The sequence below is a fragment of the Nocardia cyriacigeorgica genome (assembly GCF_010868145.1).
Taxonomy (GTDB): domain Bacteria; phylum Actinomycetota; class Actinomycetes; order Mycobacteriales; family Mycobacteriaceae; genus Nocardia; species Nocardia cyriacigeorgica_D.
On the sequence record NZ_JAAGUY010000011.1, the window covers coordinates 60,756 to 81,894 of the forward strand.

The window sequence follows — 21,139 nt, forward strand, 5'->3', positions numbered from 1 at the left end:
TTCCGGTGCGGCGGTCGTCACTACTTACATGGAGACACGTTTGCTCGAGACCCCTGAGGCCGATATCGCCTACGACGTGTACGGGCCACTGCCCACCGCCGATGGGCGCCCGCCGCTGCTCATGATCGGCCAGCCCATGGATGCCAGCGGGTTCGTCGCGCTGGCGTCGCATTTCCCCGACCGCACGGTTGTCGCCTACGACCCGAGGGGTCTGGGCCGTAGCACCCGCAACGACGGCCGGGTCGACAATTCGCCGCTCGTGCAGGCCGCAGATGTGCACGCGCTGATCGAGGCGCTCGGTGCGGGTCCGGTCGAACTCTTCGGCAGCAGCGGAGGCGCGATCACGGCGCTCGCGTTGGTGGTGACGCATCCGCAGGATGTGTCCACGCTGGTCGCCCATGAGCCGCCGTTGATCACCGTGTTGCCCGACGCCGAGGCGGCCGGTCGGGCCCAGGCCTGGACGCGCGATGCTTATGTGGCCAAGGGATTCGGCGCCGGAATGGCGCAGTTCATCGCGATGACGTCGTGGCGGGGTGAGTTCACCGAGGAGTATTTCGCCCAGCCTGCGGCCGACCCGGCTCAATTCGGTCTTCCCGCCGAGGACGACGGCTCCCGCGACGACCCGTTGCTGTCGGACCATTCCTGGGCGGTCACCGCCTACCGCCCCGATGTCGGCTCCCTCGCGGCGGCGCCGACTCGCATCGTGATCGCCGTCGGCGAGGAATCGCTTGGCGTCATGACCGGACGCACCGCCGTCGCCGTGGCCGAACTGCTGGGTCAGCAGGCGACGGTATTCCCGAGTCATCACGGCGGGTTCATGGGCGGCGAGTACGGGTACGCCGGGCGGCCAGAGGCATTCGCGCACAAGCTGCGGGAAGTGCTCGAGGATAGGCGCTGACGCGATAGGTCGGGGCGCGCACCCGGGCCGGGGTGGCCGGGTGCGCCTACTCCCACAGCGGGTCGGGAAGCAGACCTTCGGACACACGGAAACGTCGGGCGAATCCGGCGAGCAGGTCGTGTGACTCCGGGGAGAGGTCGACGGCCAACTGCATCAGCCGCCGGAAGTGCGGGTCGGAGAACTCGCTGACCAGATTCGCCTGCGCCGCGGCGGGACGTGGGTCAGAGGAATAGGAATCCGGTACTGCACCCACTTCAACGCTCCCGATCGCCTAGTTGCTGTAGGTAACATACCGGCAAACCCGGCAAGACGCTGGACATCCGGAATATTCGGCGTCGGCGTGTTGCCCGAGAAGTATTGGGCATAGCACTGTTTCGTGTTCGCAACCTCCCCGTCCCTGGTGGCGATGGTGTTGCCGGGGCTGGGAAGTGTGATCTGTTCCGGGGATACCAGATGCGGTTATGTGCGGTGGAGTGCGCGGCCCTCCGTAGTCAGCACACGATCGGCTACCGCTCCCGGCTCGGCCGGGTCTGAGTAGCTGGGCGCATCGAGCCTATCGAGCGACGACGTAATCGGCATGCGTTACGGGAGGGCGGTCTCCGCAAGCGCCCGCGCTTCAGCGGTGGGCAGAGTGGATCCTGTCGCATGGGCGGTGTCGAACGCCTGCGCGCCGAGCGCCCGGCGCGCGACCGTGGCGGGACGGTCGACATCCGGCAGCTCGGCAGGCAGCAGCGGGATCCCATTCGCCGAGCGGACCGCTGCCGCGGCACCGAGCACTCGGGCAGCGATGTCGAACTGCTCCAGGGCGGCTGCGGCCGCGGCGGCACCGGCGAGGGCCATGGCGATATCGCGTGGTGCCGCCAAGCGCTGCGCGCCGTCGAATGCGCTCAGCTGCAATGTCAGCGCCGCGGTTGCCTCACCGCGTTCTTCGAGCAGATAGCCCAGCTCGACTTCGAGCATGGGCTGGAACAGTGGGGTCTCGTCGGCCTCGGGTGGGACCATGGCCAGCAGCTCACGCAGCAGGCGTTCGGCTTCCTCGGGTCTGCCGTCGCGGCGGGCGGTGAAAGCCTGCACGACCGAGGCGAAGATCCGTCCCTGGCCGTAGCCGTGTTCGGTCGCCACCCGGGCTGCGCGATCCGCCAGCTCGACCGCCTGTCCGAAGTCGGTGCGCTGCATGGCGATCCAGCCGAGCCAGCACAGATGTGAGCTCACTTGCCCCCACATGTCCAGCTCCTTGGCCAGTCTGAGGGCCTCGGTATGGATCTCGGCGGCGGCGGCGAGATCACCGGTCAACTCGGCAAGGGCGCCGAGCCATTCGGTGGCTTGCAGCCGGCCCCAACGATCGCCGATCTCGGTGAACATCCGTGCGGCCGTCCGGGCGTGCTGGTCCAGCTGTGCCAAATCGGAACGACTGTGTGCCGTTTTGGCCAGCGCGATATGTGCTGTGGCGGCTCCCCACCGATCACCGAGGGCCTCGCAGACGGTCAACGCCTGCGTGAGGGAGGGCTCCAGGTCGGCCGGATCGCCGGACTCTACGGCCGCAAAGCCGAGAACCGCTGCGGCCCTGGCATATCCGGCCGGATCGTCGACCTCGCTGTAGGCATCCAGCGCCGCACGTCGCTGTGCGGCCGCGTCGGTGAATTCACCCTGCAGGAAGGCGAAGGCGAGACGCCTACTCTTCAGCGGTGCGCGATAGGCCTGCGCGCCGCCGAGGGCGAGGGCGGAGTCGATCCGGCGTCGCGCTTCGCTCAGCCGCCCGCGCAGCATCCAGTACCAGGACAGCGCGTTCGTCAGCCGCAGCGCGGATTCGGCATCGCCGGCCGCGAGGAACCCGTCCATCGCCGCACACATATTGGCGTCTTCGCTGTCGAGGCTGCGCAGCCACCGTTGCTGGTCCGCGCCGTGTAGTTCGGGCATCGCGCGTTCGGCCAGGTCGAGGTAGTACCGGCGATGCGCTGCGTGGGCGGCGTCGAGCTCGCCGGTTTCGGCGAGCCGATCGAGGCTGAAGGCGGAGACCGACTCCAGGAGCCGGTAGCGGCGGCCGCTCGTCTGCACGAGGGATCGGTCCACCAGCCGTGCCATGACATCGGCCACCGCGGCGCGGTCGACGCCCTCGTCGGCGAGCTCGGCGCCGCCTGCGCTGACGATTTCGGCGGCCCCCAGGGTGCAGCCACCAGCATGTACGGCCAGGCGGCGCAGCACGGTGCGTTCCGCATCGTCGAGCAGGTCCCAGCTCCACGCGATCATCGCCGACAGGGTCTGCTGACGTGGCGGCGCGCCGCGATGTCCGGTGGCGAGCAGCCGAAACCTATCGTCGAGCCGGGCGACCATATCGTGGATGCCAAGCCCGCGTACCCGGGTGGCGGCGAGTTCGAGCGCGAGCGGGATGCCGTCGAGACGGCGGCACAGAGTGGCGATGGCCTCCGCGGTATCGGCGTCGACCCGGAACTCGCGTGCGTTGGCCTGGGCGCGGGACACGAACAGCGCTACGGCACTGCACTGTTCGAGTTCGGCGAGGTCGGTGTCTCGGTCGGGCACCACCAGCGGTTCCACCGCGACAACGTCCTCGCCCGGCAGGCGTAACGGCTCGCGGCTGGTCGCGAGCACCCGCACACCCGGTGCCGCGCCGAGGAGCAGTTCTGTGAGATCGGCTGCCCGGTCGACCAGGTGCTCGCAGTTGTCGAGCACGAGCAGGAGCTCCTGGTCGGCGAGGGCGTCGCAGAGCTGCTCGGCGGGGTCGCCGTCATCGATACTCGCGCCGAGTACCCGTGCCACCGCCTCGGCGAGCCATCCGAGGCCATCGCCAGCAGTCGATTGCAGTGGCGCCAGTTCGACCAGCCACACGCCGTGCCGGAAACGCTCGGTCAGCGCCGCCGCGGCAGCGAGTGCCAGCCGCGTTTTGCCGACCCCGCCCGGGCCTGTCAACGTGACCATGCGTGCCTCGGAGACGGCCGCCCGCACCGCGGCGATATCGGCGTCGCGCCCGATGAGATCGGTGCGCTGCGCACGAAGGTTGCCCGGTGCGGATCGCACGCGGGCGGGGTCCGGTGCCGCGACGACCGTCAGTTCCTGCCCGAGGATGGATCGTTGCAGGGCAACAAGTTCCGGGCTGGGGTCGAGGCCGAGCTCGTCGGCGAGGCGATGGCGCAGGTCCTCGTAGCTGTCGAGTGCTTCGGCCTGGCGTCCCGCACCGTAGAGGGCACGCAGGTGCGCCGCCCGCAGCCGTTCGCGCAGGGGATGATCACCGACGAACTCCGCGAGATCGCCCGCCACTTCGCGATATTCTCCGATCTCCAGACGGGCTTCGGCCAGCTCCTCGACCGCGACCAGTCGCTGCTCCTCCAAGCGTGCGATGGCCGGCCGGACGAATTCGGCGTCGCGGAAATCGGCGAACGCGGGCCCACGCCACAGCGCGAGCGCCTCGGTGAGGGCGCGGATCGTGCCCCTGGTGTCGGTGGCCTCGCGTGCGCTGGCCAGCAGCGCGCGGAAGCGCAGCGCGTCGACGTCGGTGGCGGCCAGACGATAGCCGGGCGGCGGAGAGACGACGAGATCGCGGCCGCCGGGTTCGGCGTCCTCGAGCGCTCGGCGCAGCTGAGAGGCCTTCGCGGCCAGCGTGCCCGCGGGATTGCCGGGTGGATCATCGGCCCATATGTCGTCGACGAGACGGTCGGCCGAGACCGGCCTGCCGCTGTTCACCAGCAGATCGGCCAGCAGCATACGCACTTTCGCGCCGGGAACAGCCACGACGGCGCCCTCGTCCGTCCACACCGTCAACGGACCGAGCACACCGAAACGCATGCGGTGAGCGTAGCGAACGCGCGGAGGTCTTCCGGCCGCATCGGAGGTCAGCGGCAACCGACCGTAAACAAACCGGAAGGTGTCCCGGCCAGAGTCGATGACAACACCGCAACAACGACAGCGAAGGACATCGACATGAAGCGCATCGCCCTCCTCACCGCCGCCGCGATCGCCGCGACCGCACTGCTGACCGCATGCGGTGGCGAGACATCAGAGGCCGCCCCCGCCGAGCCGGGCGCCTACACCGAGGTGAATGGCCTGAGGATGTACTACGAAGTGCACGGCGACAAGACCGAGCAGCCGCCGCTGGTGCTACTACACGGTGCGCTCTCGGGCATCGGCACCGATTTCGGCGACCTGATCCCCGAACTGTCGGCCTCCAGGCAGGTCATCGCGATCGAACAGCAGGCGCACGGTCGCACCGCCGATACCGATCGGCCGCTGCGCACTCCGCAGATGGCGGAGGACACGGTGGCGCTACTGCGTGGGATCGGTGTCGAACGGGCCGACCTCCTCGGCTACAGCATGGGCGCAGGCGTCGCATTGGAGATCACGCTGAAACACCCCGAGCTGGTGCGTAAGCAGATCCTGCTGGCAGGCGGCCTCGGCGAAGAGGCGATGCATCCCGGCATGATGGATGGACTTGCCGAACTGGCCCCCGAGCAGCTGCACGGTTCGCCGTTCCACCAGGACTATCTGAAGAACGCGCCGCGACCCGAGGACTTTCCGCAGCTGGTCGCTCGGGTGAAGGACCATGACCAGAACGGTCTGCCGAGCTTCGCGCCCGAGGACGTCCGCACGATCACCGCACCCACCCTGACCGTGATCGGCGATTCGGACATTGTTCGTCCCGAACACGCCGTGGAGATGTTCCGGCTCTTCGGCGGCGGCATCATGGGCGACACTCCGGCGGGGCTGCCCGACTCGCAGCTGGCCATCCTGCCCGGCACCTCGCACATCACCCTTGTGCACCGACCCGACCTGCTGCTGCCCATCCTGCCCGCGTTCCTCGACGCCCCGGTCGAGGACCAGCCGTGAGCGCAACGATCTCGCCCGACCGACTGCGGGTGGTGATGATCGTCGGGAGCATCCGCACCGGCCGGTTCGCGCCGACCGTGGCGGACTGGTTCGGCGGCTGCGTGCACCGCAGACGCGAGCTGGAGCTGGATCGGGTCGACCTGGCCACCGCAGGCCTGCCCGATCAGCTGACCGACCACGACGAGCTCCCGCCCCGAACGGTGCGGGAGCTGGGGACCCGGCTGGCCGTCGCGGATGCCTTCGTGGTGGTGACCCCCGAGTACAACCGGAGCTATCCGGCGGCGGTGAAGAACGCCATCGACTGGTACGGCGTGGAATGGGCGGCGAAACCGGTGACCGTGGTCAGCTACGGGCGTGACGCCGATGTCGGCGCCGCCACCGCGCACCTGCGCCAGGTGTTCGGTGAGCTGAACGCCGTACCCATCCGCCGGGCCGTCACCATTGCGAAGGCCTGGCAGCGATTCGGCCCCGACGGCGGCTGGCCGCGCCGCGACGCCGAGCTGGACGAGCTCGTCAGCGACGCGCTCGACCAGCTGACCTGGTGGGGACATGCGTTGCGGACCGCGCGGGCGGCCACGCCGTTCGTTGCGTGACCGCGGGGTGGCGGAAGGCGCTCGGACACGGTCAGCGGCCGGTCTGGCCGGCGCACGACGTCGACGACTGTACCTCGGTCGCCGATACCTGGCCTATCAGGTCGGATCGGGTGCGGTGACCTCGCGGAGACTGCCATCGGACAGCTCCAGCCAGCGCTCGATCCTGATATCGGCGAGGAAGCGTTCATCGTGGCTGACCACCACGAACGCGCCCCGATAGGCATCGAGTGCACTCACCAGCTGGCCGACGCTGATCAGATCGAGATTGTTGGTCGGCTCGTCCAGCAGCAGCAACTGCGGTGCCGGATCGGCGAACAGCACGCACGCCAGGGTGGCGCGCAACCGTTCACCGCCGGACAGCGCGCCGACCGGTAGCTGGACCCGGGAGCCGCGGAACAGGAAGCGCGCCAACAGATTCATTCGCTGTGCATCGGGCAGGTTCGGGGCGAACGCGGCCAGATTGCCGGCGACGCTGCGGTCGAGATCGAGCAGGTCGAGTCGTTGAGACAGGTAGGCGACCCGGCCTTCGGCGCGGCTGATCGACCCGGACTCAGGGGCCAGATCGCCGTGGATGAGGCGCAAGAGGGTGGATTTGCCAGCACCGTTGGGGCCGGTCAAGGCGATCCGTTCGGGACCGCGGATGGCCAGCTCGGCGCCGCCACCGGTGAAGATCTCGCGGTCGCCGAACCCGAACCGCATCTGCTCCCCGAGGAAGACGGTCCGTCCGGCCGGCACATCGGTACCGGGCAGTTCAAGGGCGATCTTCTGTTCGGCGCGTAATGCCCGCCCGGCCTCGTCGAGCTTCGACTTGGCGGCCTCGACCCTGGCGCTGTGTGTTTCGTCGGCTTTGCCCGCCGACTCCTGCGCGTTGCGTTTCATCGTCCCGGCGAAGATCTTCGGTAGTCCGGCGTTGCCGAGGTTGCGGGCGGCGGTGCTCGCCCGGCGCGCGGCGCGTTCGCGCGCTTGCTGCAACTCGCGTTTCTCCCGCTTGACCTCCTGTTCGGCGGTGCGGATGTTCTTCTCGGCGACCTCGCGCTCGGCCCGGACCGTTGCTTCGTATTCGGTGAAATCGCCGCTGTAGAACCGTATGTCGCCGCTGTGGAGCTCGGCGATGCGATCCATTCGGTCGAGCAGCGCGCGGTCGTGACTGACCAGCAGCAGGCACCCGCTCCAGTCGCCGAGCACGTCGTAGAGCTTGCGCCGGGCGGCGAGGTCGAGGTTGTTGGTCGGTTCATCGAGCAGCAGGACATCGGGCCTGCGCAGCAGTTGCGCTGCGAGCCCGAGCGAGACGATCTGGCCACCGCTGAGCGTGTGGAGCCTGCGCGTGAAGGCGATGTCACCGAGGCCGAGCCGGTCTAGCTGGGCGCGGGTGCGCTCCTCGATATCCCAGTCGGTGCCGATCGTGGTGAAGTGTTCCTCACTGGGGTCGCCGGATTCGACGGCATCCAAGGCCGCGAGGATCGGTGCGATACCGAGGATTTCGGCGACGGTGAGATCACCGGTCAGCGGCAGGGTCTGCGGTAGATAGCCGAGCACGCCGTCGACCGAGACACTGCCTGCGATCGGTTGGAGGTCGCCTGCGATCAGACGCAGCAGGGTGGATTTGCCCGCGCCATTCGGTGCGACCAATCCGGTGCGTCCGCCGGGAACGCTGAACGACAGGTCACGGAACACCGGGGTGTCGTCGGGCCAGGTGAAAGTGAGGGTGGAGCAGACGATATAGGCATCGGACATGGATGAGACCTCAGAGGTAGGTGGGTGAAGACGAACGGCGACATGGCCACGACAGCGGCGCCGTGCGCCTGCTGGTGGCCGTCAGAGCCGGGTAACCCCGGAGATGTCGAGTTCACCTACCATGCCGGTACTCCCTGTGCGATTTACTCCCGATCGACCATAGCAGCCGAATCCGCACCCTCCGCAGATGCGCGGGCATGCGAGAGGACAGCGCTGAGCGCGGCGGCGGCGTCGAGCAGGGCATGGGAACGGTGTGTGATGCTCGCCTCGCGTGCCGCTAGCGCCGCCGCGATGGGTTCGGAGGGGTGGCCGCGTAGGAGATTCGGGACCAGCGCGCGCAAGGTGTCGATGCGGTAGCCCGCGCTGCGCAACTGATGGATGATGCGGGCATCGCGAACCTGGGCGGGAGAGTAGCGACGGGTGCCCGTGGCGGTGACACGGTCGGGAACGACCAGCCGCTCCGCGTCCCAGTGCCGCAAGGTCGACGGGCGCACGCCGAGCGCCGCGGCGAGCTCCGACACGCTCATCGCATCCGTGGGACGGACGTCGGTGATCGGTTCGGCCGAGATCGCCGCGGCGGCGGCCTTCGCCAATCGCAGGTCGGTGCGTTCGCGGTCGAGCCCGGCGTGGGCGGCATCGACGAGGGCGACGGTCTTCGAGATCGGCGCCTGATGGACCGCGCGCATGATGGCTTTCGCCTCGGCCGGGCCGATGGCCTCGGTCAGGGCCCGGTAGGCCAACGCAGAGTGCACATGGACCTCGCCGTAGTTGCGATAGCCCGCGGCGGTGCGTGCCGCTGGGGGCAGAACCCCGTTGCGTTCGAGATCGCGCACCTGCTGCACGGAGTATCCGGCGCGCCGCGCGACATCGACAGTCCTCATCGGCGAATGGAGGGTTTGCGCATATGCTTCCTTGACTACCTGCGGAATTCTTCGACCGAGTCTCCACAAGCACTTTAATGAAACGCTGGAGCGCATGACCATCGACGAGATCATCGACTTCGTAGCAGGCCTCGACGGCGTACTGACCCTGCGGCCCGGCCCCGGCGACGGATCACCCGAAATCGCCTGGGGCGACAGCTTCTTCTACTACTCACCCAGCGGGGTCATACCAACCACGACACAGCCCTTCGCGACGATCGTGACCAAGAACTATCCGGGTGACGAGGCTTCCGACCTCGACCGCCCGGATGCGTTCCGCGTCAATATCGCTGCGGGCAAGGAATCGTTCACCCGCTGGACCGGCCACGCACCACGGGAAGCCGACACCGACGCCGACTTCGCCGCCACCGACACGGTGCTGGCCCACCCCGTCTACGGCACCGTTGGCTGGCTCGCGGTGGTGAATCCGGGGCAACGAACCGGCGAGACGGTGCGCGAACTGCTCCGGGAAGCCTACGACCGGGCGCGCTCGCGCTACGACCGCCGAACCGGCGCAACGGAGAGCTGACCGGCGCGTCAGCGGCGCAGACGTCCGGTACGGGCGAGGTTGCGTTTGATCGACGGCGACAGGTCGGGGGAGTCGGCGTCGAGCTCGGGCTCGGCGGGGTCGGCGCGGACGAACAGTGTGATGGTGGTCGACGCCCCGAAGCCGTTGCGCGACATCAGTTTCGCCGACGCCTCGTTGCTCGATTCGACATCGGTGACGATGCGGCGGGCGCCGCGCTCGAACAGCGCGTTACAGCAGGCCTCGACGAGCCTGCCCGCGATCCCGTGGCCCTGCATATCCGGGGCGACAGCGATCCATTCCAGGTAGCCCCAGTCATCACGCAGCTCGAATTCCATGGAGCCGAGCACGAACCCGACGACCCGATCGGAGTCGAGCGCGACCCAGCATGCGTTGTCGGGGCTGTCGAGATGCTCGGCGACCGAGGTCAGCGACCATGAGGTGTAGGGCTTGACGGAGGTGTCGTAGACCTCATGGCCGAGGTCGAGGACCTGACGGAGATGGCCGAGGCCCATGGGGACGATCGCGATGGCGGGGTCCATGCCAATAGTTTGCCAGCGGTATGCGCGAATCAGGCGCCTTTGCGGGTTGCCGTCTTCTTGGCAGCCGCTTTCTTGGCCGGTGCGCGTTTGCTCGCGGTCTTTGTGGCGGTCTTCTTCGCGGGTGCTGCGCGCTCCTTGCCATCGTCGGAGCGGCGCCCGCTGGCTTCCAGGCTGCGTTGCAATGCGGCGACCAGATCAACGACCTCGGCATCTTGTGCGGCGGGTTCGGCCTCGGGCTGTTCGGCGACCTTGCCGGTGCCGCTGGCGATGGCCTCGTCGAGCACTCGTTTGAGCTCGATCTGGTATTCGTCGGTGAACTCGCCCGGATCGAAATCCTCCGACATCGAATCGACGAGTGTCTCGGCCATCTTGATTTCCTGCGGACGGGGCTTGGTCGCATTCTCCAGCGACTCGAACGACACCGAACGCACCTCATCGGGCCACAGCAGCGTCTGGAGAACCAACATGCCCTCGCGCACCCGCAGTGCCGCTAGGCGCGTCTTCTGTCGGAGCGTGAAATGCACAAGTGCGGTGCGTTCGATGCGTTCGAGGGTGGCGGCGAGCAGCACGTAGGCCTTGGGGGTGGTCGAATCGGGCTCGAGATAGTAGGTCTTGTCGAACAGGATCGGATCGATCTGGTCGGACGGCACGAATTGCAGCACCGGGATTTCGTGTTTCTCGGCGACCGGCAGTTTCGAGAAATCCTCGTCGGTCAGGATCACCTTGTCACCGTCGGGTGATTCGTAGGCCTTGTCGATATCGGCATACTGCACCGAATTCCCGCAGACCGTGCAGACACGGTCGTATTTGATCCGGCCGCCGTCCTTGGCGTGGACCTGATGGAATCTGATGTCGTGATCCTCGGTGGCGGTGTAGACCTTCACCGGGACGTTAACCAGCCCGAACGCGATCGAGCCTTTCCAGATTGACCGCATCACTCCATCATGGACGAACCTCGCCGACCGCGCTCGCTAACCGGTAACCGGAGTGTCGCTGCCGCGATCCGGATCTGTAGCGGACGCGGTAAGTGCGCGAAAAGCGTGCGCATGGCGGAGATGGTGCCCGTCATGTCGGTACGGCCGGAGAGATACGCCCGCTGTAATTCCTGCGGAAGGTCGAAGAAGGCGTCGAAGAATACGGGCAGATCGGCCGGTGAGAGCGCCAGCAGGGCGCGCAGCCCGGCTTCACGTAACCGGTGGACGACGCGGGCCGTCGGCGGCCACGGCGATTCTGCTGCGGCGACGGAATCCGCGGCGGTGAGGGCGGCGGCGACGCTGTACCCGGTGGCCTGATGAATGAATCCGCCGGCCGCGCCGAATCGGAATCGTCCTGGCCTGCCGCCGGTGACCGGGAACCGCACCCGCTCGACGCGCTCACTACCGTCGACGGGGATGCCGCGCGCACGCAAGCGCTGAAGCAGGCGGTCGGCGAGTTCGGTCGGACCGAGTGCGGGGCGTCCGGCCAGACAGGTCTCTTCCAACAGCACGGAGTCCTCGCCCAGCGGCACCGCGTAGAGAAATGACCGGGGCGCGCCGGCCGGGGCACCGTTGTCGAGGCGCCAGTCCATGAACAGCGACGTCATCCCCGTGCACCGGTCGGCGTCGACGACGACGCCGTAGGCGGTCTGCTCGGCTCGCGACGGAGAGCGGGCCAGACCACGCGCATCGATGACGCGTTCGGCTCGGAGCACCGTTCCGGACGCCAGGGTTGCGCTGTCGCGGGTGAGGGCTATCGCGCGATCGGTGTGCACCTCGGCACCGGCGATATCGAGTGACTCGCGCAGCCGTTCGGTGTCGAGGACGGCGTAGCGGCGATCGATGTGGTGCTCCCAGGTACCCCAAGCAACGGGGCGATCGACGGTTGCCGCGATGACCCGGGGACCGAGCCAAGCGGGCAGTTCGTCGGCCCAGGCGGCGTAGGTCGCAGTCCAGCGCCGCTGGGGCGCCGGATCCACCACCGCGACCGACAACCCGTGGACCACACACCGATGCGCCAGCGCCCGACCCGCCGGGCCGAGCCCGCATACGACGACATCCAGCGTCATCGCAGCACCGCGCCGGAGGTCGCGCGGTCGGACGCCGCAGGCGGCGCCACTCGACGGTGCGCGCTGTCCGGACACCATGCCGTGGTGAACCGGGCGGTGTCGGCGTGGACGGGCACGGCGGGTCCTTCCCTTCGGTGGCGATGGCAGCGTACTCAGCCGCGCGCGCAGCGGGAGGTCAGGGTTCGAGCACGACCTTGCCCGTGGTGCCGCGATTCTCCAATGCGTGATGCGCGGCGGCCGCCTCCGCCAACGGATAACGGCTCACGGCCGGCTTCCAGCGACCGGACGCGGCCTCGGCCATCGCCTGCTTCTCGAGCGCGCGGATGTCGCCGCCGATCCGCTCGAGCATGGGCGGGCCGACGACCGTCTCGGAACGGATGCCGCGCCGGTCGGCCTCGGCGTCGGATACCTGCGGGGGTTCGCCGCTCGACCATCCGTAGATCAGGTGGTGGGCTCCGGGGCCGAGCAGGTCGAGCCCTGCCGCAGTGGTCGCCCCGCCGACCGAATCGAACAGCACGGTCGCCGATCGGCCGCCGAGACGTTCGCGGACCTGGTCCGGCCAGCCGGGCTCGCGGTAGTCGATCGCGATACCAGCGCCGTTGTTCCGGACGAGTTCGGTTTTTGCCGGCCCGCCCGCGAGGCCGACGACCATCGCGCCCGCGTTCTTCGCATACTGCACCAGCAGGGTGCCGATACCGCCTGCCGCGGCGGTCACGATCGCGATGTCGTCCGGGCCGAGTTCGGTGAATTGGAGGATGCCCATGGTGGTGCGTCCGGTGCCGATGATCGCTACGGCGGCGGCCGGATCGAGATTCGCCGGGATGTCGTGGAGTGTGCCGACCTCGGTCACCGCGAGTTCGGCGTAGCCGCCCGGCACCATGCCAAGGTGGGCGACCACTGCCTTGCCCAGCCAGGCGGGGTCGACGTCGGCGCCGACCCGGTCTACGGTGCCCGCGACCTCGCGGCCGGGAATCGTCGGGAGGTCGGGCACCGGGTAGGGCCCGGACTCGCCGCGGCGCAGCGCGGTATCGATGAGATGCACGCCGGCGGCTGCTACCGCTATGCGCACTTGACCGGCACCGGGCACCGGATCGGGAACGCTGTCGTAGCTGAGGTTCTCGGCCGGTCCGAAGGCGTGTAGACGGATAGCGTGCATGGTGGCTCCTGTTGATCGGGATCGGTCACCAGCCTTCAACCTGAAGTGTTGTTCAGGTCAACACGATGCGTCACCCGAGGTCGCCGCGGCCCGCGCGGCGAAACCGTCGCACAGTGCGTCCAGACCGAGTTGCAGCAGATCGGCCTGGGCGAACCGGCCGTCGTCGGCGCCTTCGAGATCGGCCAACGCGGGCGGCACCGGATGTAGCGGGCTTCCGGCCAGTAGTGCGCGCAGGCCGTTCTCGTCGTCGGAGTCGAGTCCTTTGCTGGTCAGTAGCGCCGAGCTGATGTGCGGCAGGGTCGCCCCGGAGATGTAGTTCCATACCGCGAACGACATCTGGGTGGCGTCATGGGTGGAGACGTTCAGTTCCCGGAATCCCTCGACCAGCCACGCCAGACAGCCCATGCTGCTCGGTCCGAAGCTGTAGCGGGGCACCGCGAAGGTCAGTAGCACCCATGGATGCTGCTGGTAGAGGTTCCAGTCGATCTCGGCGGCGATCCGGACGCGATCGCGCCAGGTCCAGTTCCGTTCTGCCGTCGACGGGTACGGGTAGCGGCCCGCGACTTCGTCGGTCATCGCGGCGATGAGCTCGTCTTTGTTGGTGACATGCCGGTACAGCGACATGGCGCCGACGCCGAGGCGATCGGCGATGCGGCGCATGGACAGCGCGTCGAGACCATCGCTGTCGGCCAGTTCGATCGCGACGTCGACGATGGCCGCTTTTGTGAGCTTCGGCTCGGTCATCCCATGACTGCCTTTCGATGTCCGGCCAGGATGCGTACACTGTACCCGGACTTCATGCGTACGTCGTACGCGCCAGGGAGAGGAAATCGTTGATGACGAACGTGGAGGCGGTGCGGCCCGCCCCGGACGCGAGCGTGAGCTCGCGGCGGGCATGGCTCGGCCTCGGAGTGCTGGTGTTGCCGGTGCTGTTGGTGTCGATGGACGTCTCGGTGCTGTTCCTTGCCCTGCCCACCTTGACCGTCGATCTGGACCCTTCGGCTTCTGAACAGCTCTGGATTCTCGACATCTACGGGTTCCTGATCGCCGGACTCCTGATCACCATGGGCAACCTCGGTGACCGGATCGGCAGGCGGCGCATTCTGCTGGCTGGTGCGGCCGTCTTCGGTATCGCGTCGGTGCTCGCGGCCTTCGCCCCCAATGCGGCGGTGCTCATCGCAGCGCGCGCACTCATGGGGATCGGCGGTGCGACGCTGCTGCCGTCGAGTCTGTCGCTGATCTCGACGCTGTTCGCCGATGCCAAACAGCGTGCCACCGCGATCGGTGTGTGGACGGCCTTCTTCGCCGGTGGTTCGGCGGTCGGTCCGATCATCGGCGGGGTCCTGCTGCACCATTTCTGGTGGGGATCGGTCTTCCTGATCAACGTGCCGGTGCTGCTGATCCTGTTCGCGCTCGGCCCGATCCTGCTGCCGGAGCATCGCGCCACGTCGCTCGGACCGCTGGATCTGCCGAGCGTGGCATTGTCGATCGGCGGCATCCTGCCACTGGTGTATGCGGTCAAACACGCCGCCGAGCACGGCATCGATACCGAGTTCGGGGTCACCGGGCTGATCGGTGTGGTCGTGCTGACCCTGTTCGTGCGCAGGCAGCGGCATTTGAAGGAACCACTGCTGGATCTGGGACTGTTCGGCCGCGGGCAGTTCTCGGTGGCTATCGGATCGAGCCTGGCCGGGATGATGTCGCTGGCCGCGATGAGCTATTTGGCCAGCATCTACCTGCAGTCGGTCACCGGCCGAGACCCGCTGATAGCTGCGCTGCTCGGGATTCCGATGGCGATCGCGGTGTTCATCTTCTCGATGACGGGTGCGCAGGTTGGGCGTCGATTCGGGGTCCGGCTCACCTTCGCGATGGCATTGTTCGCTTCGGCGATCGGCAATCTGATGCTGCTCGGTGTCGGTGTGGACGGCGGGTTGGCGTGGTACATCGCCGGATCGACCATTGCGGGTATGGGCTACGGAATCACCTTCACGCTGGTGTCGGAGGTGGCGGTGTCGTCGGTGCCGCCGGAACGAGCGGGCTCGGCCGTCGGTATCTCGGAGACCAGTTTCGAACTCGGCAATGCGCTGGGCCTTGCGCTGCTGGGATCGTTGGCGGCGGTGGTGTTCCGTTCGGGCGGAAACTTCGAATCGACGTTGGGGGAGACGCTCGCCCGTGACCGTGATCAGCCCGCAATCGTCGATGCCGCGCGGGAATCGTTCGTGAACGGCATGCATGCGGCCACGACGGTCGGTGCGGTGATCCTGGTGGCGATGGCGATCATCGTCCTGGTGGCGACGCCCAAAGGTCGCTGACGTATCGACAATCCAGCCCCTGGCACGCCAATGCCAGGGGCTGGATTGTGTTGTCGGCGTTGCCGAGGTCAGGAGTTGACGACCCCGCCCGATGCGGGCTGGACCACGGTCGGCTGACCGTGCGGCGGCGCCGCGAGGGCGTCGGCGGCACCGATAGCGGCCCCGGCGGCGGCACCGATAGCGGCCGCGGGCACCGTGATCACCGCGGCACCGATGGCGGCACCGAGTATCGGTCCCGCGACGAGCCCCGCAGGCAGGAACGGCACACCGGCGATCAAACCGGCGACGGCGCCGACCACGGCCGACGTCGCTGCCAGCGGAGTGCTCGCACTCGCACCGGCCACAGCGCCGACAGCCGCCGAACCGATGGTCTGGCTCGCCACCCGGTCGGAGCGGCTGCGTTCCATACCGACGGAGTCGAGGAAGGTCGCCAGACCCGCCTCGGCGTTGGCCGCACCATCGTTGACCTGAGCAGCCTGCTGTGAGTCGAGCCAGGCGGGCGATTCGATGGTGACGTCACCGAAGCGCAGCTGCCCCGGGGGCGGTGCGATCGGCGCGACGGGGGCCACCTGGGTCGGTGCATGCAGACCGCCCAACGGTGCCAGGTAGGCCTTGTCGGGGACCGGTCGAGACCAGGCGAGCGTGGTGTGCGCGCCGGGTGCGGCCGCGGACTGCTGTGCGGCGCCGGGAGCCGCCGCCAGCGCCTCGGGGGCGGTCGCGGCCCCGGGTTCGGCGATATCCGCCGCGATCGCGGCGAGATGCGCCGCAGCAGGTGAGTGGCCGGTCATCGCCGCCGGCTGAGCCGGCTGTGCGGTGGCCGTGGCGGTGCCCGTGCCGACGAGCGCGATGACGAGTGGAACCGCGCCCGCCACGACGATCGACCCGACCTTCTGCCGCTGCGGGTGAGTCATCCTGTGCTTGGCTGTGCCCATGATTGCCTTTCATCCGGAATGAGTCCGATGTCTGTTCGACATTCGGACTCCGCGCACCTCCGGATGGGTGGATTCACGGGCCGTTCGATACGGCTCTTATTGCCGAGAGTTAGCCGGTAGCGCTGGTTCTGTCGGCCTCGACCGGCGCGGCCTCGGGCTTACCGTCGGTGACCACGCCACTCGTGGCCGCCGAGCTCCCGGCGCCGGGTTTCCAGTTGTTCGCGGAGGGATCGCCCAGTGCGGACATCACCACTTCGGCTTCGCCTTCGTCCTCGCCGTTCATGGCCTCCAACGCCAATCGGGCGAACACCCACTGCTCGGTGGCGGCCATCTGACCGCGGGTACGGCCGAGGAAGGTGACGAACCACTGGATGACGGTGATGATCCGGCTGCGGTAACCGACCAGGTAGTACAGATGCAGGGCCAGCCACGCGAGCCAGGCGATGAACCCGCCGAACTCCAGCTTGCCGACCTGGCAGACGGCGCTGAACCGCGACACCGTGGCCATGCTGCCCTTGTTGAAGTACTTGAACGGCTTGCGTTCCTCGGGTGCGTGGCCCTTGAGGCTCGCCTTGATCTGCTTGGCGGCGTAGGTCGAGCCCTGGATCGCACCCTGTGCCTGACCGGGCACGTTCGGCACCGACATCAGGTCGCCGACGACGAAGACGTTCGGGTGCCCCTTGATCGTCAGATCCGGTTCGACGACGACGCGGCCCGCCCTGTCCACCTCGGTGCCGTCGGACCGGTCGGCGAGCATCTTGCCCAGCGGGCTGGCCTGCACACCGGCCGACCACACCTTGCAGGCGGATTCGATACGCCGGATCGTGCCGTCGGGGTCCTTCACCGAGACGCCGTGTGCGTCCACATCGGTGACCATGGCATTGAGCTGGATCTCCACGCCCATCTTCTCCAGCCGCCGCTGCGCCTTACCGCCCAGCTTGGGGCCCATCGGGCCGAGCACGGCGCCCGCGCCTTCGACGAGCACCACCCTGGCGTCGCGCGGATCGATGTTGTGGAAGGTGCCTTCCAGGGTGCGGTCGGCCAACTCGGCGATCTGCCCGGCGAGTTCGACACCGGTGGGGCCCGCGCCGACGACGACGAAGGTCAGCAGGCGTTCGCGTTCCTCCTGGGTGGTCGCCAATTCAGCCTGCTCGAACGCGCCGAGAATACGGCCGCGCAGCTCGAGTGCGTCATCGATGGTCTTCATGCCGGGGGCGAAGGTGGAGAACTGATCGTTGCCGAAGTACGACTGCTGCGCACCGGTGGCCACGATCAGGCTGTCGAACGGGGTGACGGTGTCCTGGTTGAGCAGCCGGGAGGTCACCGTCTTGTCGCGCAGGTCGATATCGATGACCTCGCCCATCAGCACCTGGGCGTTCTTCTGCTTGCGCAGCACCAGCCGGGTCGCGGGCGCGATCTCGCCGACCGAGAGGATGCCGGTGGCGACCTGGTAGAGCAGCGGCTGGAACAGATGCGTCGAGGTTTTGGAGATCAGGGTGACATCGACATCGGCGTTCTTGAGGTGCTTGGTCCCGAACAAGCCGCCGAAGCCGGAACCGATCACCACCACCTGGTGACGACGGTTCTCCACGGTTTCAGTGCTCATTGTCGCTGCTCCTCGACAGACTTGGGGTTGACCCCGCCGAACGTTTCTGACATGGCACACGGTAGTCGGCGCCCACGCCATCGTCACGACGAGATCCCCGTTCGCGGCGCGTGTCGGTGCGATCGCTCACCGTTGTTCGCTGTACGAAGTGAAGCCGGATTCCGGTGAAGCGCCCGGAGAGCGCCGGAAAAGAATACGATGGAGGTTCCTCGCCCAGGGAGGTCTGCCATGGTCACTGTGGACCGTGCCGCCATCGAAAAAGCCCGCGTGCGTGTCGAATCGGAGAATTCCGCGCTCATCGAGATACCCCGTGCGCATCCGATCGATCGGGCGCTGAGCCTTGTACCCGAACGTCGCAGAGTGCTCGCCAACCCGCCCAACGGCAGCACTGCGACCGCGGTGGACGGCGACGCCGGACTGCCCTACCTCGGCCGCGCGCTCCATTACATGCGCTGGGGGCCGGCCGAAATGATGGATCGCTATCGGCGGTACGGACCGGTCACGCTGAACAGCTCACTCGGCATGGAACGGGTGTTGGCCGCGGGGCCAGAGGCCATCGATGAGGTGCTCGGTCGCCGTCGCCGCGATTTCGGCCAGGGCTGGGACTATTTCATCGGCCCGTTCTTCCGGCGTGGCTTGCTGCTGCTGGAGTTCGACGAGCACATGTTCCACCGCCGGATCATGCAGCAGGCGTTCACAAGGGATCGACTCGAGGCGCATCTGTCCTCGTTGACACCCGTGGTGCGTGAGGTCGTTGATCGCTGGGTGCCGCGGGGGCGCGGAGCGAGCCGCACGATCAAACTCTTCCCGTCGGTCAAGGAACTGACCCTCGATATCGCCGGTGAGACATTCATGGCGGCCGATGTGGGTCCGCAACGCCGCCGGTTGACCGACGCGTTCGTCGACTGCACCCACGCCGGGCTTGCCATCGTCCGCCATCCCATGCCCGGTGGCCGCTGGCGGGCGGGTCTGCGCGGCCGCAAGGTGCTCGAGGACTATTTCACCGCGATGCTGCCCCAGAAGCGGCGCAGCGAGGAGCCGGATTTCTTCTCGGGGCTGTGCCATGCCCGCGACGCCGACGGATCGGTGTTCAGCGACGCCGACGTGGTCAACCACATGATCTTCCTGATCATGGCGGCCCATGACACCACCACGACCACCACCACTGCCGTCGCCTACTACCTGGGCAAACATCCTGAATGGCAGGAACGGGTGCGCGCCGAGGTGCGCGCGGCCGACCGCGAGGGCGCGCCGCCGACCATTTCTGAACTCGAAAGTATGCGTGATCTGGATCTGGTGGTGAAGGAGAGCCTGCGTCTGATGCCGCCGGTACCCGGCCTGGTGCGGCGCGCGGTGCGCGATACCGAGATCTGCGGGCACTACATTCCCGCGGGGACGCCGGTCGATCTGGCGTACCAGGTGAACCATCTGCTGCCGGAACTGTGGACCGATCCGGAGATCTTCGATCCCGAACGTTTCGCCGAACCGCGCCGCGAGGACAAATCGCATCGGCTGGCCTGGATGCCGTTCGGTGCGGGCTCGCACAAGTGCATCGGCATGCATTTCGGCACCTTCGAGGTGAAGACCGTCATCGCGGCGCTGGTCCGTGACTACGAATGGTCGATCCCGGACCCGTATCGCATGCCGTGGGGGTTCACCACCATCCCGTTCCCGCGCGACGACGCACCGTTGCGGTTACGGCGCATCACCTGAACCGCGCGCCTGGAACGTGAGTCGCGTGCTCCGGGTGGTCGCCCACCTGGAGCACGCGATCAACCGTGACTAGCGTCCGGCCAGCAGCATTTCGGCGACCTTGGTGTCGGTGTCGGCACCATCGGTGTAGCCGCCCGCGTCACCCATGGACGTCATGATCGACAGGGTGTAGCGCTCGCCGGGTCCGGCGAAGCCGACCGAGTTGACCACCCAGCCGCCCTGTTCGGCGGACCATCCGTTCTTCAGGCCCGGCCGCATCGCCGAGCCCGCGCCCCACACGCCCCAGTGCTGGTTCATGTCGACCTTGCGCATCCGGTCGAGCAGGTAGTTGCGGTCGTCGGGATGCATCCGGTCGAGCACATGCGACATGAGCCGGTCCAGGTCGGCGGCGGTGCACTTCTGGAACGACCAGTCGGGGAACAGGGCCGTGTTGGTCGGCTGAGGAACCAGGCCGGTCATGCCGTTGGCGCGGAAGGCGTTGTTGTAGGCCATCCGGTCCAGGCCCGCGTACTTGTTCCACAGGACGTCGGTGGCCTGATCGTTGGAGGTGGCCAGCATGGACTCCAGCAGTGCCCGATCCTCGGGAGGCAGGCCGATCGCACCCACGCGTGCGCGGTTGAGCAGGTCGGCGGCGATGGCGAGCTTGATCGTCGAGGCGGTCCACACCGAGGCCTCGGCGTGCTCGTTGGCGTACACGCCGCCGGACACCCGGTCGCGCAGCACGTAGCCGGTGACGCCGGGCCGGTTCTTCAGGTAGGCGTTCACGTTGGCGATCCGGCTGCTCATATCGCAGTCGAAGCCGGGCAGGCACGCTTGCGTGTGCGCCAGTGGCGCAGCGGCGGCGGTCGGCAGAATGGCGGGCACACCGGGAAGCGCGATGGCGGCGGCGGCGAGGACACAGGCGGATGCGGCGACGCGGGGAACGGCCCCGGTAGCGGCCATGGGGAAACGCACGAGGGACCACACTGGCATATCCGTGCGCTCGACGCACGTCTTGAGCTCAGCGACTGCTTGTGGTAACGGCTTCGTTATCGCTGTGCGGCAAGAACTTTCGCAGCCTCGATCAGCGCTGCAGTGCGTGCTGCTGTGCGGTGACACCCTCGTTGAGACGGTGGCAGTGCTCGAACGCTTCCGCATGCTGATCACGCGGCCATGAGTGTAGAACGACGGTGCGCCCGTAGCAGCGCGAGTTGACGAGCTCCCATCGGTCACCGATGCGGCGGACGGTGAATCCGCCTCTCGGTACCAGGGGAATCACCATCGCATCCATGAAACGCGAACCAGCCTTTCGGTGCAGTCTCCCGTTCCTCCCCGGGGAAGGACTGTG

General features: G+C 67.7%; 19 protein-coding genes. 6 read left to right on the top strand and 13 right to left on the bottom strand.

Annotation, left to right across the window (positions count from 1 at the left end):
- The first annotated feature begins 28 nt into the window (after positions 1-28).
- Entirely contained in the window at positions 29-898 is an 870-nt protein-coding gene (locus tag GV792_RS15225) for an alpha/beta fold hydrolase (protein ID WP_163824759.1), read from the top strand.
- Positions 899-944: 46 nt separating this feature from the next.
- Here GV792_RS15225 and GV792_RS15230 read toward each other — a convergent pair whose 3' ends face one another.
- Both GV792_RS15230 and GV792_RS15235 read right to left on the bottom strand, forming a co-directional pair.
- Positions 945-1,151: a hypothetical protein gene (locus tag GV792_RS15230; RefSeq protein WP_163824760.1), complete on the bottom strand. Its 207-nt coding sequence runs from the start codon at positions 1,149-1,151 to the stop codon at positions 945-947.
- Positions 1,152-1,480: 329 nt separating this feature from the next.
- Positions 1,481-4,696, bottom strand: a complete 3,216-nt coding sequence (locus GV792_RS15235) for a BTAD domain-containing putative transcriptional regulator (protein ID WP_163824761.1) — start codon at positions 4,694-4,696, stop codon at positions 1,481-1,483.
- Positions 4,697-4,831: 135 nt separating this feature from the next.
- Between GV792_RS15235 and GV792_RS15240 the strand changes: the two genes are divergently transcribed.
- Entirely contained in the window at positions 4,832-5,734 is a 903-nt protein-coding gene (locus GV792_RS15240) for an alpha/beta fold hydrolase (RefSeq protein ID WP_163824762.1), read from the top strand.
- Positions 5,731-6,327: an NADPH-dependent FMN reductase gene (locus tag GV792_RS15245; protein ID WP_309138517.1), complete on the top strand. Its 597-nt coding sequence runs from the start codon at positions 5,731-5,733 to the stop codon at positions 6,325-6,327. The genes GV792_RS15240 and GV792_RS15245 overlap by 4 nt, the downstream gene beginning before the upstream one ends.
- A gap of 96 nt (positions 6,328-6,423) precedes the next feature.
- On the opposite strand, the gene GV792_RS15250 is transcribed toward GV792_RS15245, so the two are convergent.
- Both GV792_RS15250 and GV792_RS15255 read right to left on the bottom strand, forming a co-directional pair.
- Positions 6,424-8,061, bottom strand: coding sequence for an ABC-F family ATP-binding cassette domain-containing protein (locus GV792_RS15250; protein WP_163824763.1), 1,638 nt, complete (start codon positions 8,059-8,061; stop codon positions 6,424-6,426).
- A gap of 143 nt (positions 8,062-8,204) precedes the next feature.
- The gene (locus GV792_RS15255; RefSeq protein ID WP_163824764.1) at positions 8,205-8,942 is read right to left on the bottom strand and encodes a MerR family transcriptional regulator; all 738 of its coding nucleotides are present in this window, start codon (positions 8,940-8,942) and stop codon (positions 8,205-8,207) included.
- Between the two features lie 94 nt (positions 8,943-9,036).
- Between GV792_RS15255 and GV792_RS15260 the strand changes: the two genes are divergently transcribed.
- On the top strand, positions 9,037-9,510 hold the full coding sequence (locus GV792_RS15260; RefSeq protein ID WP_163824765.1) for a DUF6194 family protein: 474 nt from the start codon (positions 9,037-9,039) through the stop codon (positions 9,508-9,510).
- 8 nt (positions 9,511-9,518) lie between these two features.
- Here GV792_RS15260 and GV792_RS15265 read toward each other — a convergent pair whose 3' ends face one another.
- The 5 genes from GV792_RS15265 to GV792_RS15285 all read right to left on the bottom strand — a co-directional run bounded on the left by GV792_RS15265 (position 9,519) and on the right by GV792_RS15285 (position 13,993).
- Positions 9,519-10,049 (bottom strand): GNAT family N-acetyltransferase, encoded by a 531-nt coding sequence (locus GV792_RS15265; protein ID WP_163824766.1) that lies wholly within the window; start codon positions 10,047-10,049, stop codon positions 9,519-9,521.
- Positions 10,050-10,078: 29 nt separating this feature from the next.
- Positions 10,079-10,984 carry a non-homologous end joining protein Ku gene (gene ku / locus GV792_RS15270; protein ID WP_163824767.1) on the bottom strand — a complete coding sequence of 302 codons (906 nt, stop codon included), beginning with the start codon at positions 10,982-10,984 and terminating at the stop codon, positions 10,079-10,081.
- Positions 10,984-12,093 (bottom strand): lycopene cyclase family protein, encoded by a 1,110-nt coding sequence (locus tag GV792_RS15275; RefSeq protein WP_163824768.1) that lies wholly within the window; start codon positions 12,091-12,093, stop codon positions 10,984-10,986. Before GV792_RS15275 ends, ku begins: the two co-directional genes overlap by 1 nt.
- A gap of 175 nt (positions 12,094-12,268) precedes the next feature.
- Positions 12,269-13,249: a zinc-binding dehydrogenase gene (locus GV792_RS15280; RefSeq protein ID WP_163824769.1), complete on the bottom strand. Its 981-nt coding sequence runs from the start codon at positions 13,247-13,249 to the stop codon at positions 12,269-12,271.
- 57 nt (positions 13,250-13,306) lie between these two features.
- Positions 13,307-13,993 (bottom strand): TetR/AcrR family transcriptional regulator, encoded by a 687-nt coding sequence (locus GV792_RS15285; RefSeq protein WP_163824770.1) that lies wholly within the window; start codon positions 13,991-13,993, stop codon positions 13,307-13,309.
- Positions 13,994-14,085: 92 nt separating this feature from the next.
- Between GV792_RS15285 and GV792_RS15290 the strand changes: the two genes are divergently transcribed.
- Complete coding sequence (locus tag GV792_RS15290) at positions 14,086-15,561, top strand: MFS transporter (protein ID WP_163824771.1); 1,476 nt, start codon at positions 14,086-14,088, stop codon at positions 15,559-15,561.
- A 68-nt stretch (positions 15,562-15,629) separates the two neighbouring features.
- Here GV792_RS15290 and GV792_RS15295 read toward each other — a convergent pair whose 3' ends face one another.
- Together GV792_RS15295 and GV792_RS15300 are read right to left on the bottom strand one after the other, a co-directional pair.
- A complete protein-coding gene (locus GV792_RS15295) occupies positions 15,630-16,493 on the bottom strand; it encodes a hypothetical protein (RefSeq protein ID WP_256668202.1) in 864 nt (287 codons plus the stop codon).
- A gap of 109 nt (positions 16,494-16,602) precedes the next feature.
- Positions 16,603-18,099, bottom strand: a complete 1,497-nt coding sequence (locus GV792_RS15300) for an NAD(P)/FAD-dependent oxidoreductase (protein ID WP_163824772.1) — start codon at positions 18,097-18,099, stop codon at positions 16,603-16,605.
- 228 nt (positions 18,100-18,327) lie between these two features.
- Here GV792_RS15300 and GV792_RS15305 point away from each other — a divergent pair, with 228 nt between their 5' ends.
- Complete coding sequence (locus GV792_RS15305; RefSeq protein ID WP_163824773.1) at positions 18,328-19,812, top strand: cytochrome P450; 1,485 nt, start codon at positions 18,328-18,330, stop codon at positions 19,810-19,812.
- 69 nt (positions 19,813-19,881) lie between these two features.
- Here GV792_RS15305 and GV792_RS15310 read toward each other — a convergent pair whose 3' ends face one another.
- Together GV792_RS15310 and GV792_RS15315 are read right to left on the bottom strand one after the other, a co-directional pair.
- Positions 19,882-20,754 carry a tat pathway signal sequence gene (locus tag GV792_RS15310; RefSeq protein WP_175584396.1) on the bottom strand — a complete coding sequence of 291 codons (873 nt, stop codon included), beginning with the start codon at positions 20,752-20,754 and terminating at the stop codon, positions 19,882-19,884.
- Positions 20,755-20,875: 121 nt separating this feature from the next.
- Positions 20,876-21,073, bottom strand: a complete 198-nt coding sequence (locus GV792_RS15315) for a hypothetical protein (protein WP_256668201.1) — start codon at positions 21,071-21,073, stop codon at positions 20,876-20,878.
- Positions 21,074-21,139: the final 66 nt, after the last annotated feature.

What these genes read in the sequence shown, in the direction of transcription:
- GV792_RS15225 (WP_163824759.1), top strand. Translation starts at nt 29, where the DNA reads ATGGAGACACGTTTGCTCGAGACCCCTGAGGCCGATATCGCCTACGAC.
- GV792_RS15235 (WP_163824761.1), bottom strand. Translation starts at nt 4,696, where the DNA reads ATGCGTTTCGGTGTGCTCGGTCCGTTGACGGTGTGGACGGACGAGGGC.
- GV792_RS15240 (WP_163824762.1), top strand. Translation starts at nt 4,832, where the DNA reads ATGAAGCGCATCGCCCTCCTCACCGCCGCCGCGATCGCCGCGACCGCA.
- GV792_RS15250 (WP_163824763.1), bottom strand. Translation starts at nt 8,061, where the DNA reads ATGTCCGATGCCTATATCGTCTGCTCCACCCTCACTTTCACCTGGCCC.
- GV792_RS15255 (WP_163824764.1), bottom strand. Translation starts at nt 8,942, where the DNA reads ATGAGGACTGTCGATGTCGCGCGGCGCGCCGGATACTCCGTGCAGCAG.
- GV792_RS15260 (WP_163824765.1), top strand. Translation starts at nt 9,037, where the DNA reads ATGACCATCGACGAGATCATCGACTTCGTAGCAGGCCTCGACGGCGTA.
- GV792_RS15265 (WP_163824766.1), bottom strand. Translation starts at nt 10,049, where the DNA reads ATGGACCCCGCCATCGCGATCGTCCCCATGGGCCTCGGCCATCTCCGT.
- ku (WP_163824767.1), bottom strand. Translation starts at nt 10,984, where the DNA reads ATGCGGTCAATCTGGAAAGGCTCGATCGCGTTCGGGCTGGTTAACGTC.
- GV792_RS15275 (WP_163824768.1), bottom strand. Translation starts at nt 12,093, where the DNA reads ATGACGCTGGATGTCGTCGTATGCGGGCTCGGCCCGGCGGGTCGGGCG.
- GV792_RS15280 (WP_163824769.1), bottom strand. Translation starts at nt 13,249, where the DNA reads ATGCACGCTATCCGTCTACACGCCTTCGGACCGGCCGAGAACCTCAGC.
- GV792_RS15285 (WP_163824770.1), bottom strand. Translation starts at nt 13,993, where the DNA reads ATGACCGAGCCGAAGCTCACAAAAGCGGCCATCGTCGACGTCGCGATC.
- GV792_RS15290 (WP_163824771.1), top strand. Translation starts at nt 14,086, where the DNA reads ATGACGAACGTGGAGGCGGTGCGGCCCGCCCCGGACGCGAGCGTGAGC.
- GV792_RS15295 (WP_256668202.1), bottom strand. Translation starts at nt 16,493, where the DNA reads ATGGGCACAGCCAAGCACAGGATGACTCACCCGCAGCGGCAGAAGGTC.
- GV792_RS15300 (WP_163824772.1), bottom strand. Translation starts at nt 18,099, where the DNA reads ATGAGCACTGAAACCGTGGAGAACCGTCGTCACCAGGTGGTGGTGATC.
- GV792_RS15305 (WP_163824773.1), top strand. Translation starts at nt 18,328, where the DNA reads ATGGTCACTGTGGACCGTGCCGCCATCGAAAAAGCCCGCGTGCGTGTC.
- GV792_RS15310 (WP_175584396.1), bottom strand. Translation starts at nt 20,754, where the DNA reads ATGGCCGCTACCGGGGCCGTTCCCCGCGTCGCCGCATCCGCCTGTGTC.
- GV792_RS15315 (WP_256668201.1), bottom strand. Translation starts at nt 21,073, where the DNA reads ATGGTGATTCCCCTGGTACCGAGAGGCGGATTCACCGTCCGCCGCATC.